The following is a 13,247-nucleotide window of genomic DNA, read 5'->3' as shown; positions in this document are numbered from 1 at the left end:
GCCGAATGGCGGTGGAAAGCTCAGGCCGCGACGACCTGCCCCTCGACGGCATTGACCAGCGCTTCGGGGTCGAGCGGTTTGGTGACAAAGCCGCTGGCGCCATGGGCCAACACCGCATGACGGGTCTTTTCCTGGCTGTCGGCCGACAGCACCATGATCGGCACCGGCCGCACGGCACTTTCTTCCTCATGGCGGCGGATGGCGGCAATCGCGTCCAGCCCGTCCATGACCGGCATGTGCAGATCCATCAAGACCACGTCGAAGCGGTCCTTGTGCGCGGCGCCGGTGACAGCCTCGACGGCGGCCTTGCCGTTGCCGACCACCTTGACGCGATGCCCGGCCTTCAGCAGCGTGGCGCGGGCCAGCATGGCGTTGATGTCATTGTCCTCGGCGATCAGCACCGACAGGCCGCGCTGGCGGTTGCCGACGGCCCGCAGCGACGGTGCGCCGCGCTTTTCCGGCAGCGGCGGGCCGAGGCTCGGAGCATGGCTGCTCAACAGAACACGCAGAAGTGTTCCGCCACGCACCGGCCTGGCCAGGAAGGTTGCGTAGCCGCTGGCACGGAACTCGCCAAGCATGCCGCGATCGGTCGGCGCGATCAGCGTGATCGCCTCACAGTCGGAGAAACCGCTTTGGCGCAGGCGCTTGAGCAGCCTTCCGTCGCCTTCTTCCATCGCTGCATCGACCAGGATTGCATCGCAGCCGGCGGCGAAAGGCGCGGCCTGTGCGGCAGTAGTGGCGATGTCGACCGCGCCGCCATTGGCGCGGATGGTGCGGGCGATGGCGTCGGCCTCGACGGCGTTCTTCGACAGGATCACCGCGCGTCTGCCCGAGAGAGCATTCTGGTGGCCCTGCGGCGCTTCGGTGGCCGCTGTCGCAGGGATTTCGAAGACGAATTCGGATCCCTGGCCGAGCCGGCTGGATACCGAGATCGTGCCGCCCATGGCGGCCACCAGGCGCCTGGAGATGGCAAGGCCGAGGCCGGCCCCGCCATGGGTGCGTGTCGACGTGCCGTCGGCCTGCTCGAATTCCTCGAAAATGCGTTCCAGGTCGGCGTCACGCAGGCCCGGACCGGTATCGGCGATGGTGAAGCATATGCGGTCGCTGGTTTCGGTGCGTGCGCGTGCTATGCTCACCAGCACGCCGCCGCTGTCGGTGAACTTGATGGCGTTGCCGATGAGGTTGAGAAGCACCTGCCTGACCTTGCCCGGATCGGCGGTGATCAATTGCGGCACGTCGGGTTCGACATGGCAACCCAGTCCGATATCCTTGGCGAAGGCGCGCGCTGCCAGCAATTCGATGATGTTGTCGGCGATCTCGCGCACCGACATCGGCTGCGGCTCGGGGTCGAAACGCCCGGCTTCGATCTTGGAATAGTCGAGAAGATCCTCGATCAAGGCAAGCAATGCGCTGGCCGAGGTCGAGACGGCGCCGACATAGGTCTGCTGCTCCGGCGACAGGCTGGTGTCGGCGAGCAACCTGGCCATGCCCATAATGCCGTTCATCGGGGTGCGGATTTCATGGCTGACGGTGGCAAGGAAGCGCGATTTGGCCTGGCTTGCATATTCGGCCCGTTCGCGTGCGGTGATCAGCGACGATTCGGCGCGTTTGCGGGCGGTGATGTCGCGGGCGATGGCGCGGTGCGAAACCGCGCCGCTGTCCTTGTCGCGCACCGACAGTTCGATCCACGAGAACCAGCGCTGCCCGCTCGGCGTGCTGATGGAGACATCGGTGGAACTCAGGCACTCATGGTCGGAAAAGGCGGCATCGGGAACCATGCCGACCTCGATGCCCAGTTCCGCCAGGGTCTTGCCGGCGAGGTCGCGCTGGTCGATCTCGACGAGATCGGCGAAGACCTTGTTGGCATAGACGATGTAGCCGTCGCGGTCGCGATGGATGACGAGATCGCCAAGCGCGTCGATCAGGCCGCGAAAGCGCTCGTCGCTCTCCTGCATCTCCCACATGCGGTCGGCCAGCGTCTCGATCTCGGCGCGGCTGCGGGCAGTGGTTTCGTCAAGAAGGGCGGAGGTGCGATGTTCGCTCCGCCTGGCGCGCAAATGCAGGGCAAGGCCGGTTGCCAGCAATGCGACGCTGATGAAGATCGGTGCCCCGGTCAGATGCGCCAGCCCGGCCACCAACACGATGGCGACGAATGTCAGAAAGGGCAGGCTTTCGCGCCTGGAGAATTCCGGCTCGGGCACCAGCGGCGGCGCGGCGACAAAGCGCCGCGTCGACGCCGGCGGGAGCACCGCATCGACGTCGTCGCCAGTGTCCGCCTGTTGGCTGCCGGATTCCGCGATCATGCGAAATCCTTGCCAGACAGAGATTATGGAAAATTGCGGCGGATCGTTCGAATTTTAGCGGATGAGCGCTTTTTGCCGAGGCGCGGCGGGTTTGCCACCAGATCTGGCGATTCCATCCCTTCCGGCAGTTGGGCGGAGTCACATATCCACGACGACGCGGCCGCGGATCTTGCCGTCGACGATGTCGCGCGCGGCATCGACGATGCCATCGAACCCGATGGTGCTGGACAGGCTGGCGAGCTTCTGCAGATCGAGGTCGGTGCCGATGCGGCGCCATGCCTCGAGGCGGACTGCTTTAGGCGCCATCACTGAATCGATGCCGAGCAATGAGACGCCGCGCAGGATGAAGGGCGCGACGCTGGCCGGCAGGTCCATGCCGCCGGCCAGGCCGCAGGCGGCGACCGCGCCGCCATAGGAGGTCATCGAGAGCACATTGGCCAGCGTGTGGCTACCGACGGCGTCGATGCCGCCGGCCCAGCGCTCCTTGGCCAGCGGCTTGGCCGGCTGGGCAAGCTCGTCGCGCGATATCACTTCGGCGGCGCCAAGGTCGATCAGATAGGGGCTTTCGGCATTGCGGCCGGTGGAAGCAATGACATGGTAGCCGAGGCTGGACAGGATCGAGACCGCTACCGAGCCGACGCCGCCGGCCGCCCCCGTCACCACCACCGGGCCGCGATCGGGCAGGATGCCGTGCCGTTCCAGGGCCATGACGCAGAGCATGGCGGTATAGCCTGCGGTGCCGACGGCCATCGCGTCATGCGTGCTGATGCCTTGCGGCAGCGGCACCAGCCAGTCGCCCTTGACGCGGGCACGGCCTGCATAGGCACCGAAATGGGTTTCGCCGACGCCCCAGCCGTTCAGAATGACCTTGTCTCCGGTGCGCCAGTCGGGATGCGAGGACGAGACGACGGTGCCGGCGAAATCGATGCCCGGCACCAGCGGCCAGCGGCGGATCACCGGCGCCTTGCCCGTGATCGCCAGGCCATCCTTGTAGTTCACCGTCGTTGCCTCGATCGCGACGGTGACATCGCCTTCCATCAGGTCGGCCTCGGTGAGATCGGTTACGTTGACCGACTGCTTTTTCTCGGCGTCACGCGAAACGAGGATGGCTTTGAAGGTTTCGGACATGTCTTTCTCCGCGATCTTGTTTGGCGACATGAACTGTGCGGCGATGGCCGCACGGGGTCAATCCTTGGAAGGTCTGGCTTTGGGTTCGCGTCCCCAGCCGAACAGCTCGTCGAAGACGACCAGTGCCGCGCCCACCGAAATGAAGGCGTCGGCAAGGTTGAAGACGGCGAAGGACCACACCGGCGTGTGAAACAGAATATAGTCGATGACGTGGCCGTAGACGGCGCGGTCGATCAGATTGCCCAGAGCGCCACCGACGATCAGCGCAAAGCCGGTGCGGGCAAGGATCTGGGACGGCGCGATCCGCGTCGCCAGGAACAGCACGAAAGCAACGACGACAAGCGAGATGACGATCAACCCGGTGTCGCCGAAGGACGAGAACATCGAGAAGGCGATGCCGGTATTGTAGGTGCGGAACAGCGCCAGGAAGGGCAGCAGATCAACCTTCTCCTGAAAAGGCAGATCGGCCTCGACCAGGTATTTTATCCACTGGTCGAGCGCGATGGCCGCGACGACGAGCAGTGCGTAGGGAGACCATGATCTCACGGGCGGGCAACCTTCATTGCTGGTCCAGGATTGGCTCGAGCTTGAGCGCGCCGCGCCGGATCTCGAACAGCATGATGCCGGTGGCAACGGCCAGATTGAGCGAATCGGCACGGCCGGCTTGCGGAATCCTGAGCAGCCTGTCGCAACTCGCAGCCAGGCTTTCGGGCAGTCCCTGCTGCTCGTTGCCCATCATCAGCAGCACGGGCCCGCGTGAAAAATCGACCGAGCGGTAGTCGACGGCGCCTTTCAGGTGGGTGCCGGCGACTAGCCCTGAGAAGCCGCCTCGCCAGGCAAGGAAAGCCTCGGTTGTCGCCTTGGCCACCGGCACGGCAAAGATCGAACCCATGGTGGCGCGCACCGTTTCCACGGAGAACGGATCAGTGGTATCGCCGACCAGGATGACGCCTTTGGCGCCGACTGCATCGACGGTGCGGATGACGGTGCCGAGATTGCCGGGATCGCGTACCCGGTCGAGAGCCACCCAGACGTCGCCATTGTCGGCGCGCACATCCTTCAAGGCGAGGAATTTTTGGGAAAAGACGCCCACCACCATTTGCGGATTGTCGCGACGGGTGATGGCGACCAGCACCTTTTCCGACACTTCGAGCACCATGCCGCCGGCGGCAACCGTGCGTGCGGCCACCTTCTCCACCGCCGCGTTGCCGCGCCCGGCCTTGGCGAAAACCAATGTCCTGATCTGCCAGCCGAGATCGAGCGCATCGATGACCAGCTTCAGCCCCTCGGCCATGAATGCGTTTTGCTGGTCGCGGAATTTCTTCTGAGCGAGCGCCTTGATGTCCTTGACCAGCGGATTGGCGAGGCTGGTGACCTCCTTCACCTGGCCAGGTGCGCCTGCATGCCGCTCGTTCATTCAGCCACCCAACGCGAAAACAATGAAGTCGAGAGCGCCCGGCCGGCGGACTTTTCACGGATGATCAGCTCACCCGATTCAATCTTGCCGCCCATGCCGGCAAAGGTATCGCGCATCAGGGCGTGGATGGCGAAGAAGGAGGCGCGGATCGAATAGGCGGTCAGCACCACGGCAAGCGGCTTCGGCGTCAGGATCGCCCGGCAGAGATCGGTCAAATCGGGCAGGTCCTCGAACAATTGCCAGACCTCGCCCTTAGGGCCACGGCCATAGGCCGGCGGGTCGAACAGGATGATGTCGTAGCGGCTGCCGCGGCGCTCCTCGCGCTCGGCGAATTTGACCGCGTCGTCGACGATCCAGCGGATCGGCTTGCTGCCGAGGCCGGCCATCTCCTGGTTTTCACGGGCCCAGCCGATCGCTTTCTTCGAGGCATCGACATGGGTGACCTCGGCGCCGGCGCGAGCCGCCACCAATGAGGCGAGACCGGTATAGCCGAACAGGTTCAGCACCTTGACCGGCCGCTTCGCCGCCGCGATCAGCCCGGCCATGTGATCCCAATGGGAGGCCTGCTCGGGAAAGACGCCGACATGACGAAACGAGGTGAAACGGCCGAGATAGTCGATGCCGTCATGCTTCATCGGCCAGGTCTCGCCGAGCGGCAGCTTGGGGAAACGCCAGCGGCCGATGCCCTCCTCGTCGGTGTCGCCGGTGAAGACGGCGTCGGCACGCTCCCATTCCTTTGCCGGCAAGGCCTTTTGCCAGATCGCCTGGCCCTCGGGCCGAACGATACGGTAGGGGCCATATTGTTCGAGCTTTTGGCCGGTGCCGCTGTCGAGCAGCGCATAATCGGCATTGGGCGCCACTTCCAGGATCACGGGAAGATGTTCGGCGGGCAGAGCGCCTTCGCGGCGGGCCAGGATGCGCGGCGCCGAGTTCGGTTCGGAACGACTTTCCGTCTTCGCCTCATGGCGCTCGCGCGGTGGCGCTTCCGGTCTGGCGGGAGCCTGGCCGGGACGCGGACGTGACACGTCCGCCGCACCCTTCGCGGATGGATGTGGACGGTTGTCGCGGCGTTTGTCGCGAAAAGACTTCAAGCGGGGGCAACTCCGAACGGCGTGGCCGCTTTTGACATAGGGCAACCCGCTTCGCAACCAAGTCCGACAGGTCGGCCTCTCCGGTTCAGGTTGGCCGTGGTGGACCAATGTCAAGGAAACAGGCAAATCTACCGGATGTCCCGCTCCGAACGCCTGCTCGACCTGATCCAGTGCCTGCGCCGGCATCGCCGGCCCGTGAGCGGACAGGCGCTGGCCGATGAACTCGGGATTTCGATTCGCACACTCTACCGCGACATCGCCACGCTGCAGGGCCAGGGCGCGCCGATCGAGGGCGAGGCGGGTGTCGGTTATGTGCTCAAGCCCGGCTTCATGCTGCCGCCGCTGATGTTCAGCGACGAGGAGATCGAAGCCATCGTGCTCGGCTCGCGCTGGGTCGCCAAGCAGCCGGACCAGCGCCTCTCGGCCGCCGCTGCCAACGCGTTGGCCAAGATAGCGGCGGTCCTGCCGGACGATCTGCGCGAGGATCTCGACGCGAGCACACTGCTGGTCGGCCCTTCCGCCGCAGTCATCGAAAGCATCGATCTTGGCCTCGTACGGCAGGCCATCCGCAACGAGCGCAAGCTCGGCTTTCTTTACCGCGCCGCCGGCGGCGCTGCGTCCGAGCGTGTCGTGTGGCCATTTGCGCTGGGCTTCTTCGACAAGGTGCGGGTGGTGGTGGCGTGGTGCGAGATGCGGCACGATTTCCGGCATTTTCGCGCCGATCGCATCGCCGAACTCCAAGCAACGGACACGCGCTATCCGCGTCGTCGCCAGGCGCTGCTCAAGGAATGGCGGGCAACGCTCGACAAGCCGCGTGGTTCGAGATGACTGCTGCCATGATCTGACAGTAGCTCATCTTATGGTCGCCAAGTCGAAGCACCGAACCTTGGAGAGCAGATATGGCCACCCCGAATTTCATCATCCTCTATGTCGACCAGCCGCTTGAGAGCGGCGCCTTCTACAGCGCGCTGCTCGGCCGTGAGCCGGTCGAAAGTTCGCCGACCTTCGTGCTGTTCGTGCTCGATGCCGGCTTCAAGTTCGGCCTGTGGTCGCGCCATACGGTGGAGCCGGGAGCCGGCATGTCAGGCGGTGGCGCCGAAATCGTCTTTGCGCTGGCTACGCCCGATGCGGTCGATGCCGCCCATGCCGACTGGTCCGGGCGCGGGCTGAATATCCTGCAGACGCCAACCGACATGGATTTCGGCCGTACTTTTGTCGCGCTCGATCCCGACAATCATCGCCTGCGCGTCTATTGGCTGTCCGATGGCGAACAGGCCAATGGTAACCAGAAATGAGCGCGTACTGGATCGCCGTGGCGTCGGCCGAACATGTCCGGCGGGGTCGCGCAGCCGGCTTCATGCAGGTCAACCACGGCAAGGCGGCACCGCTGCGTCGCGTCAAGCCAGGCGATGGCATCGTCTACTACTCGCCGAACACTGTTTTGGGCGAGAAAGATGGCCTGCGGGCCTTCACCGCGATCGGCATCGTGCGGGAAGGCGAGCCCTATCAGGGCGATATGGGCGCCGGCTTCACACCCTTCCGCCGCGATGTGGCGTGGGCCAAGGCCGAGGAAGCGCCGATCAAGCCGCTGCTCGACAGGCTGGACTTCACCATGGCCAAGTCGAACTGGGGTTATCAGCTTCGCTTTGGCCTTTTCGAAATCGGGGATCACGATTTTCGTGTGATCGCCGACGCGATGAGCGCCAAAATGGCTGTACCGGCGAACTAGGCCGTGAGCGCCTTGTAGACGGCAATGCCGGCGGCAAGATCCTCGAGCGCCGCGCCGACCGACTTGAACAGCGTGATCTCCCCAGCGCTCTCGCGACCCTTCTTCTGGCCGCGCGCTAATTCGTGCAGATCGGCGACGATGGTTTCCGGCTTCAGCACGCCGGAGGCCAGCGGTTGGACGATGTCGCCGGCTTCCTTGGTGGCGCCGGCGCGGGTGTCGACATAGACGCGGGCAAGCCTGATCGCGTCGTCGTCGCTCTCGCGCATCGTCGGCGTAAAGCCTCCGACCAGGTCGACATGGGTTCCCGGCCGCAACAATGCGCCCTTGATCAGCGGCGTCGTCGTGATCGTCGCCGAGGAGACGATGTCGGCCCGTCCAAGCTCGGCATCGAGATCGCTCGCCGCGCTGGCTGCAAAACCCTCGGCGCGCAGGTCGGCGGCGACTTTCTCGGCATTGGCCGGGGTGCGGTTCCAGATGCGGATGGTCTTGATCGGCCGTACGGCCGAGTGCGCCTTGGCGAGGAAGGGCGACAGCGCGCCGGCGCCGACCACCAGCAGCCGCGAGGCATCGTCGCGGGCGAGATAGGAGGCCGCAAGCGCCGAAGCACAGGCGGTGCGCCACTGTGTCAGCCGCTGGCCGTCGATCAAGGCCTCGGGTTCGCCGGTGGCGCCATTGAGCAGGAGATAGAGCCCCATCACCGCCGGCTTGCCGATGGCATTGTTGTCGGGGGACACGGTGACGATCTTGACGCCGATGTGACCACCGGTCGATGTGCCGGCCGCGTTGAGGTCGGTCCAGGCCGGCATCAAAAGCAGGGTGGAGGCCGCGCCATCTGGCCGCTCGATCGTATGATGATGCCTGACCGGCTGCACCGCACCGTCGCGGAACGCCGTGCGCAGCGTCTCGACCAGTCCGGCAAAGGTCAGCGCATGGTCGACCTCTGCGGCCGAAATGGTCAGCATGTAAAACTCCGTAGGGACAAAACCGCCGACGGGCGGCTCAAGCGGTCGGCTTCGGCAATGCGGACCCTTGGGCGGAGCCTTGGGTGGAGCCTGGGGCCGTTCCCGGAGCCTGGCTTTGCGGTACCGCCGGCGCACGGCTGACCGCCTGGCGCAGGTTCTCGGCTTCGACGCCGCGCTGGCGCGCCAGCTTGCGATAGCGGCCCTGCTTGACCCAGGTTGCCAGGCTGCCGACGATCATGCCGATGGCGAGTGCCAGGAACAGGAAAATGAACAGCGGCAAAGTCAGGGTCAGCTTCGGATTGCCGGGGTTGAACGGATCCAGTGTGAAGGCGACCAGTTCGCGGTTGGCAACGGCGAGGGCGATCAGGATGATCGCCAGGGGCACGAAGATCGCGATGAGCATGAAGCGATTGAACATGATGTTTTCCGTCGGAAGCTGGCCTGTCCGAAAGGCCGTCAGGCGCTGACGTCGCGCCTACTTGCCGCCGTTCAGCCTTTCACGCAGTTCCTTGCCGGTCTTGAAGAACGGCACCCACTTCTCCTCGACCTCGACGGATTCGCCGGTGCGCGGATTGCGGCCGGTGCGGGCGGGACGATTCTTCACCGAAAAAGCGCCGAAGCCACGCAACTCGACCCGGTTGCCTTCGGCAAGGGCGTCGGTGATTTCATCGAAGATGGCGCCGACGATGTTTTCGACGTCGCGCAGGAAAAGATGCGGATTGCGCGTGGCAATAATCTGCACAAGTTCGGACTTGATCATGAGACGGGTCCCCGTGAAAGCAGTGCGGTCAAAATTATGAGGATGATTTTATTTGCTTTTTTCACTTGCCCCAAACGGCGTCTCAAGGGTGCCAGACGGAAACGAGACCGTCAAGAAACAAGCGGTCGGCTCCGAGTTCATGGATGACGTCGCCGCTGTAGGCGGGCAGGCCGAGCGCGCTGCCGATGGTTTGCGCCATCGCTTTCGAGAACAGGAAGCCGCCGCGCTGTTCGGTATCCTTCCACTCGACGACCTTGAGCTTGGCATCGACGCCCTTGGTCGCCAGCCAGTCGACCGCTACCGCCTCGCCGCCGACGGCGTCGATCAGCCCGTTGGCAACGCCCTGACGACCGGTGAATATCGAGCCGTCGGCAAGCGCCAGTGCTTGTTCGCGGGTCATCTTGCGGCGTTCGGCGACGATGTCGACGAACCAGTTGTAACTGTCGAGGATGAGTTTGCGGACCATGGCGCGCTCGTCGTCATTGGTCGGCTTGAAGGGAGAGGGCGCGGCTTTCAGCGGTGAGGATTTAACTTCCTCCAGCTTGACGCCGAGTTTGTCCATCAGGCCGCTGACGTCGGGATACTGGATCAGCACGCCGATCGAGCCGACGATCGAGGTCTTGCGGGCAACGATGTGATCGGCGGCACTGGCGATCATATAGCCTGCCGATGCGGCGAGCGTGCCGATTTCCGCCACCACCGGCTTGTCGGCGGCCAGCTTGCGCACTTCTTCATAGATCGACTCACCACCGACGGTGGTGCCGCCAGGCGAATCGATCGACAGGATCACGCCCTTCACCTTCGATGAAAGACGGATGGTTTCCAGCCGCTTGATCAGTTCCTCGTCCTCGGTGATCGTGCCTTCGATCTTGACCTTGGCAATATGGTCGACCGTCGAGCCGCCGAAATCGTCGCCATAGAACCAGGTTGAAAGCGCAATCACCCCAAGGGCTACGATGCCTATGGCGACGACGCGCCAGAATGTCAGCTTGCGCCGCAAACGGCGGCGGTCGATCAGGTCGTCGGCTCTCAGTGCCATGGTCAGCCTTTCAGTCGGCGGGAGGAGACGCTTTTAGACCATGATCCGCGCATCTGGAAGCAGTTCTCTTTTGCGTATGGCGAGACAAGTCAGCACCTGGACGTGAGGTGGCCATCCCCGTCGACAGTCGGCCAGCCTCGGCTAGGCGCTCTACAAGTATTGGTCTGCTCACATGTTTGTGCAATCGCCCCAGGTCGGCGACGAGACCGACGGCGGATAAATTTTACGCCGCGTGTCTGTTTCTGCTATGGAGAACACGCAGTTGTGCGGACCTCGTTTTCGTCTGTACAAAGGCGGCTGTCACATTTTTGCAGTTTTCGTGGGCTTGTGCTTGCTTGAAAGCGCCGGCGTCCCACCTATAGGCGGTGCTTAAGGGTGGGCAGGGTTAGAAGAAAGCAGTGAATGTTAGCGCGACCGATTGAACCGACCAACGCCGAGGCGGTGTTGGCTCCCCCGGCGGACGGCCGGACGCGCGGCGACGCTTTCGACCGTGCACAGCGTCATTCGCGCCGCGTGCGCGTTCTCAAATTTGCCGTGCCGGTGGCCGCGGCACTGATAGCGGTCGCTTTCCCGGTCTATTCCTATCTCGCCGCACCCGTCGCCGTGAAGGTTCAGGCGGAAGGCACTGCCTTTTCCAACGGCAAGCTGGTGATGGCCAATCCCAAGCTCAACGGTTTCACCAAGCAGAAGCAGCCTTATTCGATGACGGCGCTGCGTGCCATTCAGGATGTCAGCACGCAAGGTATCATCGAGCTGGAAGGCATCGACGCCAAGGTGCCGATCGCGCCCGACAATGTGGCGGCGGTCAAGGCCTCGCACGGCACCTACGATCGCGACGGCAATACGATGAATTTGACCAGCGACGTGACGATCACCACGACCGACGGCATGCAGGCCAAGTTCAAATCGGTCTTCCTCGACATGGGCAAAGGCACTATGAAGACGGGAGATCCCGTCGATGTCAGCCGTGGCGGGTCGCGGATCACGGCGGATACGATGTCGGTCCAGGACAATGGCAAGGTTCTGGTTTTCGAGAACAAGGTGCGCGTCAACATCGATTCCACCGCCTTGAAGGCGGCACAGGGAAACAGCGGAGAAACCAATGCGGCTCAGTAGTTCGACGCGGCTCGCGGCTGCAACTTCAGCGTTGCTGCTGCTCGGACTCGTGCCGTCATCGGCGCAGACGACCAGTCAATCAGGCCTCAAACTGTCCGGCGACAAGCCGATCCAGATCGAGAGCGACAAGCTGGAAGTCCGCCAGGCCGACAGTGTCGCCATCTTCACGGGCAATGTCAGTGTCGTCCAGGGGCCGACATTGATGAAGGCCGGCAAGATGACGGTCTACTACGTCAAGGACCCCAACGCCGCTGCCAAGGGCACGGAGGCCGCGGGTGCGGCGATGACGGGCTCGGCCAACATCGATCACCTGGAGATCTCCGACAAGGTTTACATCAAGTCGGATGCGCAGGTCGCGACAGGCGATCAAGGCAGCTTCGATATGAAGAGCCAGGTGCTGGTGCTTTCGGGCAAAAAGGTCGTTCTGTCGCAAAACGACAACATTCTGGTGGGCTGCAAGCTTACCGTGCAGATGAAAAGCGGGCTGGCTCAGGTGGATCCATGCGCTGGGCAACGCGTCCAGATGTCGATCACGCCGCCGCCGAAATCGGGAGCGACGAACCCCTGATGGCCAGCCTGTCGTCGCTGACGGCGCGTCTTCCGGGACGGGCCGCCGGCAAGCTTTCGGCGCCGGCCACGGTGACCGTCGATGCGGGAAAGTTCAAGGGAACCCTGATCGCCAAGGGGCTGACCAAGAGCTACAAGGGCCGCAAGGTCGTCAGCGGCGTCACCATCGGCGTGCGCGCCGGCGAGGCCGTTGGGCTGCTCGGCCCCAACGGCGCCGGCAAGACGACCTGTTTTTACATGGTTACCGGCCTCGTGCCGGTGGATGAAGGCACGATCGAGATCGACGGCTTCGACGTCACGTCGATGCCGATGTACCGTCGCGCACGCCTCGGCATCGGCTATCTGCCGCAGGAAGCGTCGATCTTCCGCGGTCTCAATGTCGAGCAGAATATCCGCGCGGTGCTGGAAGTGGTCGAAAAGGACCGCAAGGTGCGCGAGCGCAATCTCGACGAACTGCTCGAGGAATTCCACATCAGCCATCTGCGCAAGGCGCCATCCATGTCGCTTTCGGGCGGCGAGCGGCGACGCCTGGAAATCGCGCGAGCGCTGGCGACGCGTCCGGCTTACATGCTGCTCGACGAGCCTTTCGCAGGCATCGATCCGATCGCCGTCGCCGATATCCAGCAACTGGTGCGCCACCTGACGGCGCGCGGCATCGGCGTCCTCATCACCGATCACAATGTGCGCGAAACGCTCGGCCTCATCGACCGCGCCTACATCATCCATGCCGGCCAGGTGCTGACCCATGGAAGGGCCGACGAGGTGGTGGCAAACCCCGATGTGCGGCGACTTTACCTCGGCGAGGGTTTTACGCTCTGAACGGTTCGTCGTTTCACGGAAAACGCCAATCCGCTCCGTCTTTTCGTCTTGACGCAATTCCCAAGGGAAAGCGCCATGCGCTTTTGCCGGGAAAGCCGTTTCTCACTTTTCCTGGAATTGCTCTGAGCGTGAAATTTGTTTCCTGACACGATTTTTGCGGTTCGCGCGGCGCTTTTTTCTCGATTTTGCTCCGGGATAACGCTCCGGTAAGCGCGTTTTGCTACCAATTGCCTTGACAAGCAAAAGCCGGGCCAGTTTTTATGGCCGGCTGCAAAATTCTTGCCCGGAAGTCGGGATGCGTAGACGAGGCGTTTGA

General features: G+C 63.6%; 15 protein-coding genes. 6 read left to right on the top strand and 9 right to left on the bottom strand.

Going from position 1 to position 13,247, the window contains the following annotated elements; genetic code table 11:
* Positions 1-20: 20 nt before the first annotated feature.
* From AC0L3E_RS07420 to AC0L3E_RS07400, 5 genes are all read right to left on the bottom strand, one after another.
* On the bottom strand, positions 21-2,303 hold the full coding sequence (locus tag AC0L3E_RS07420) for a response regulator (protein ID WP_473604541.1): 2,283 nt from the start codon (positions 2,301-2,303) through the stop codon (positions 21-23).
* 138 nt (positions 2,304-2,441) lie between these two features.
* Complete coding sequence (gene acuI / locus AC0L3E_RS07415; RefSeq protein ID WP_128307458.1) at positions 2,442-3,431, bottom strand: acrylyl-CoA reductase (NADPH); 990 nt, start codon at positions 3,429-3,431, stop codon at positions 2,442-2,444.
* A 57-nt stretch (positions 3,432-3,488) separates the two neighbouring features.
* On the bottom strand, positions 3,489-3,977 hold the full coding sequence (lspA, locus tag AC0L3E_RS07410) for a signal peptidase II (RefSeq protein ID WP_127269341.1): 489 nt from the start codon (positions 3,975-3,977) through the stop codon (positions 3,489-3,491).
* A 13-nt stretch (positions 3,978-3,990) separates the two neighbouring features.
* Positions 3,991-4,848 (bottom strand): TrmH family RNA methyltransferase, encoded by an 858-nt coding sequence (locus AC0L3E_RS07405; protein WP_013529576.1) that lies wholly within the window; start codon positions 4,846-4,848, stop codon positions 3,991-3,993.
* The gene (locus AC0L3E_RS07400; RefSeq protein WP_023812530.1) at positions 4,845-5,939 is read right to left on the bottom strand and encodes an RsmD family RNA methyltransferase; all 1,095 of its coding nucleotides are present in this window, start codon (positions 5,937-5,939) and stop codon (positions 4,845-4,847) included. The genes AC0L3E_RS07405 and AC0L3E_RS07400 overlap by 4 nt, the downstream gene beginning before the upstream one ends.
* A 135-nt stretch (positions 5,940-6,074) precedes the next feature.
* Between AC0L3E_RS07400 and AC0L3E_RS07395 the strand changes: the two genes are divergently transcribed.
* The 3 genes from AC0L3E_RS07395 (at position 6,075) to AC0L3E_RS07385 (ending at position 7,668) form a co-directional block, all read left to right on the top strand.
* A complete protein-coding gene (locus AC0L3E_RS07395) occupies positions 6,075-6,767 on the top strand; it encodes a helix-turn-helix transcriptional regulator (protein WP_128307457.1) in 693 nt (230 codons plus the stop codon).
* Positions 6,768-6,838: 71 nt separating this feature from the next.
* Positions 6,839-7,234, top strand: a complete 396-nt coding sequence (locus AC0L3E_RS07390; protein ID WP_473604540.1) for a VOC family protein — start codon at positions 6,839-6,841, stop codon at positions 7,232-7,234.
* Positions 7,231-7,668 carry an EVE domain-containing protein gene (locus AC0L3E_RS07385; protein ID WP_127271652.1) on the top strand — a complete coding sequence of 146 codons (438 nt, stop codon included), beginning with the start codon at positions 7,231-7,233 and terminating at the stop codon, positions 7,666-7,668. The genes AC0L3E_RS07390 and AC0L3E_RS07385 overlap by 4 nt, the downstream gene beginning before the upstream one ends.
* On the opposite strand, the gene lhpI is transcribed toward AC0L3E_RS07385, so the two are convergent.
* The 4 genes from lhpI to sppA all read right to left on the bottom strand — a co-directional run bounded on the left by lhpI (position 7,665) and on the right by sppA (position 10,429).
* The gene (gene lhpI / locus AC0L3E_RS07380; protein ID WP_128307455.1) at positions 7,665-8,630 is read right to left on the bottom strand and encodes a bifunctional Delta(1)-pyrroline-2-carboxylate/Delta(1)-piperideine-2-carboxylate reductase; all 966 of its coding nucleotides are present in this window, start codon (positions 8,628-8,630) and stop codon (positions 7,665-7,667) included. The two genes, AC0L3E_RS07385 and lhpI, sit on opposite strands and share 4 nt — an antisense overlap.
* Before the next feature lie 37 nt (positions 8,631-8,667).
* Entirely contained in the window at positions 8,668-9,048 is a 381-nt protein-coding gene (locus AC0L3E_RS07375) for a LapA family protein (RefSeq protein WP_128307454.1), read from the bottom strand.
* 57 nt (positions 9,049-9,105) lie between these two features.
* Positions 9,106-9,390, bottom strand: coding sequence for an integration host factor subunit beta (locus AC0L3E_RS07370; RefSeq protein WP_006200394.1), 285 nt, complete (start codon positions 9,388-9,390; stop codon positions 9,106-9,108).
* 82 nt (positions 9,391-9,472) lie between these two features.
* The gene (sppA, locus tag AC0L3E_RS07365) at positions 9,473-10,429 is read right to left on the bottom strand and encodes a signal peptide peptidase SppA (protein WP_473604539.1); all 957 of its coding nucleotides are present in this window, start codon (positions 10,427-10,429) and stop codon (positions 9,473-9,475) included.
* Positions 10,430-10,831: 402 nt separating this feature from the next.
* On the opposite strand from sppA, the gene lptC reads away from it, so the two are divergent.
* The 3 genes from lptC to lptB are packed head-to-tail and all read left to right on the top strand — an operon-like array spanning position 10,832 to position 12,931.
* On the top strand, positions 10,832-11,545 hold the full coding sequence (gene lptC / locus AC0L3E_RS07360) for an LPS export ABC transporter periplasmic protein LptC (protein ID WP_127269996.1): 714 nt from the start codon (positions 10,832-10,834) through the stop codon (positions 11,543-11,545).
* Positions 11,532-12,113, top strand: a complete 582-nt coding sequence (locus tag AC0L3E_RS07355) for an LptA/OstA family protein (protein ID WP_256745406.1) — start codon at positions 11,532-11,534, stop codon at positions 12,111-12,113. Before lptC ends, AC0L3E_RS07355 begins: the two co-directional genes overlap by 14 nt.
* Positions 12,113-12,931: an LPS export ABC transporter ATP-binding protein gene (gene lptB / locus AC0L3E_RS07350; protein WP_013529586.1), complete on the top strand. Its 819-nt coding sequence runs from the start codon at positions 12,113-12,115 to the stop codon at positions 12,929-12,931. Before AC0L3E_RS07355 ends, lptB begins: the two co-directional genes overlap by 1 nt.
* Positions 12,932-13,247: the final 316 nt, after the last annotated feature.

This window comes from Mesorhizobium sp. WSM4822 (assembly GCF_055811155.1).
Note: the sequence above shows the minus strand (reverse complement) of the source record. Positions and strands in the feature narration are given on the sequence as shown.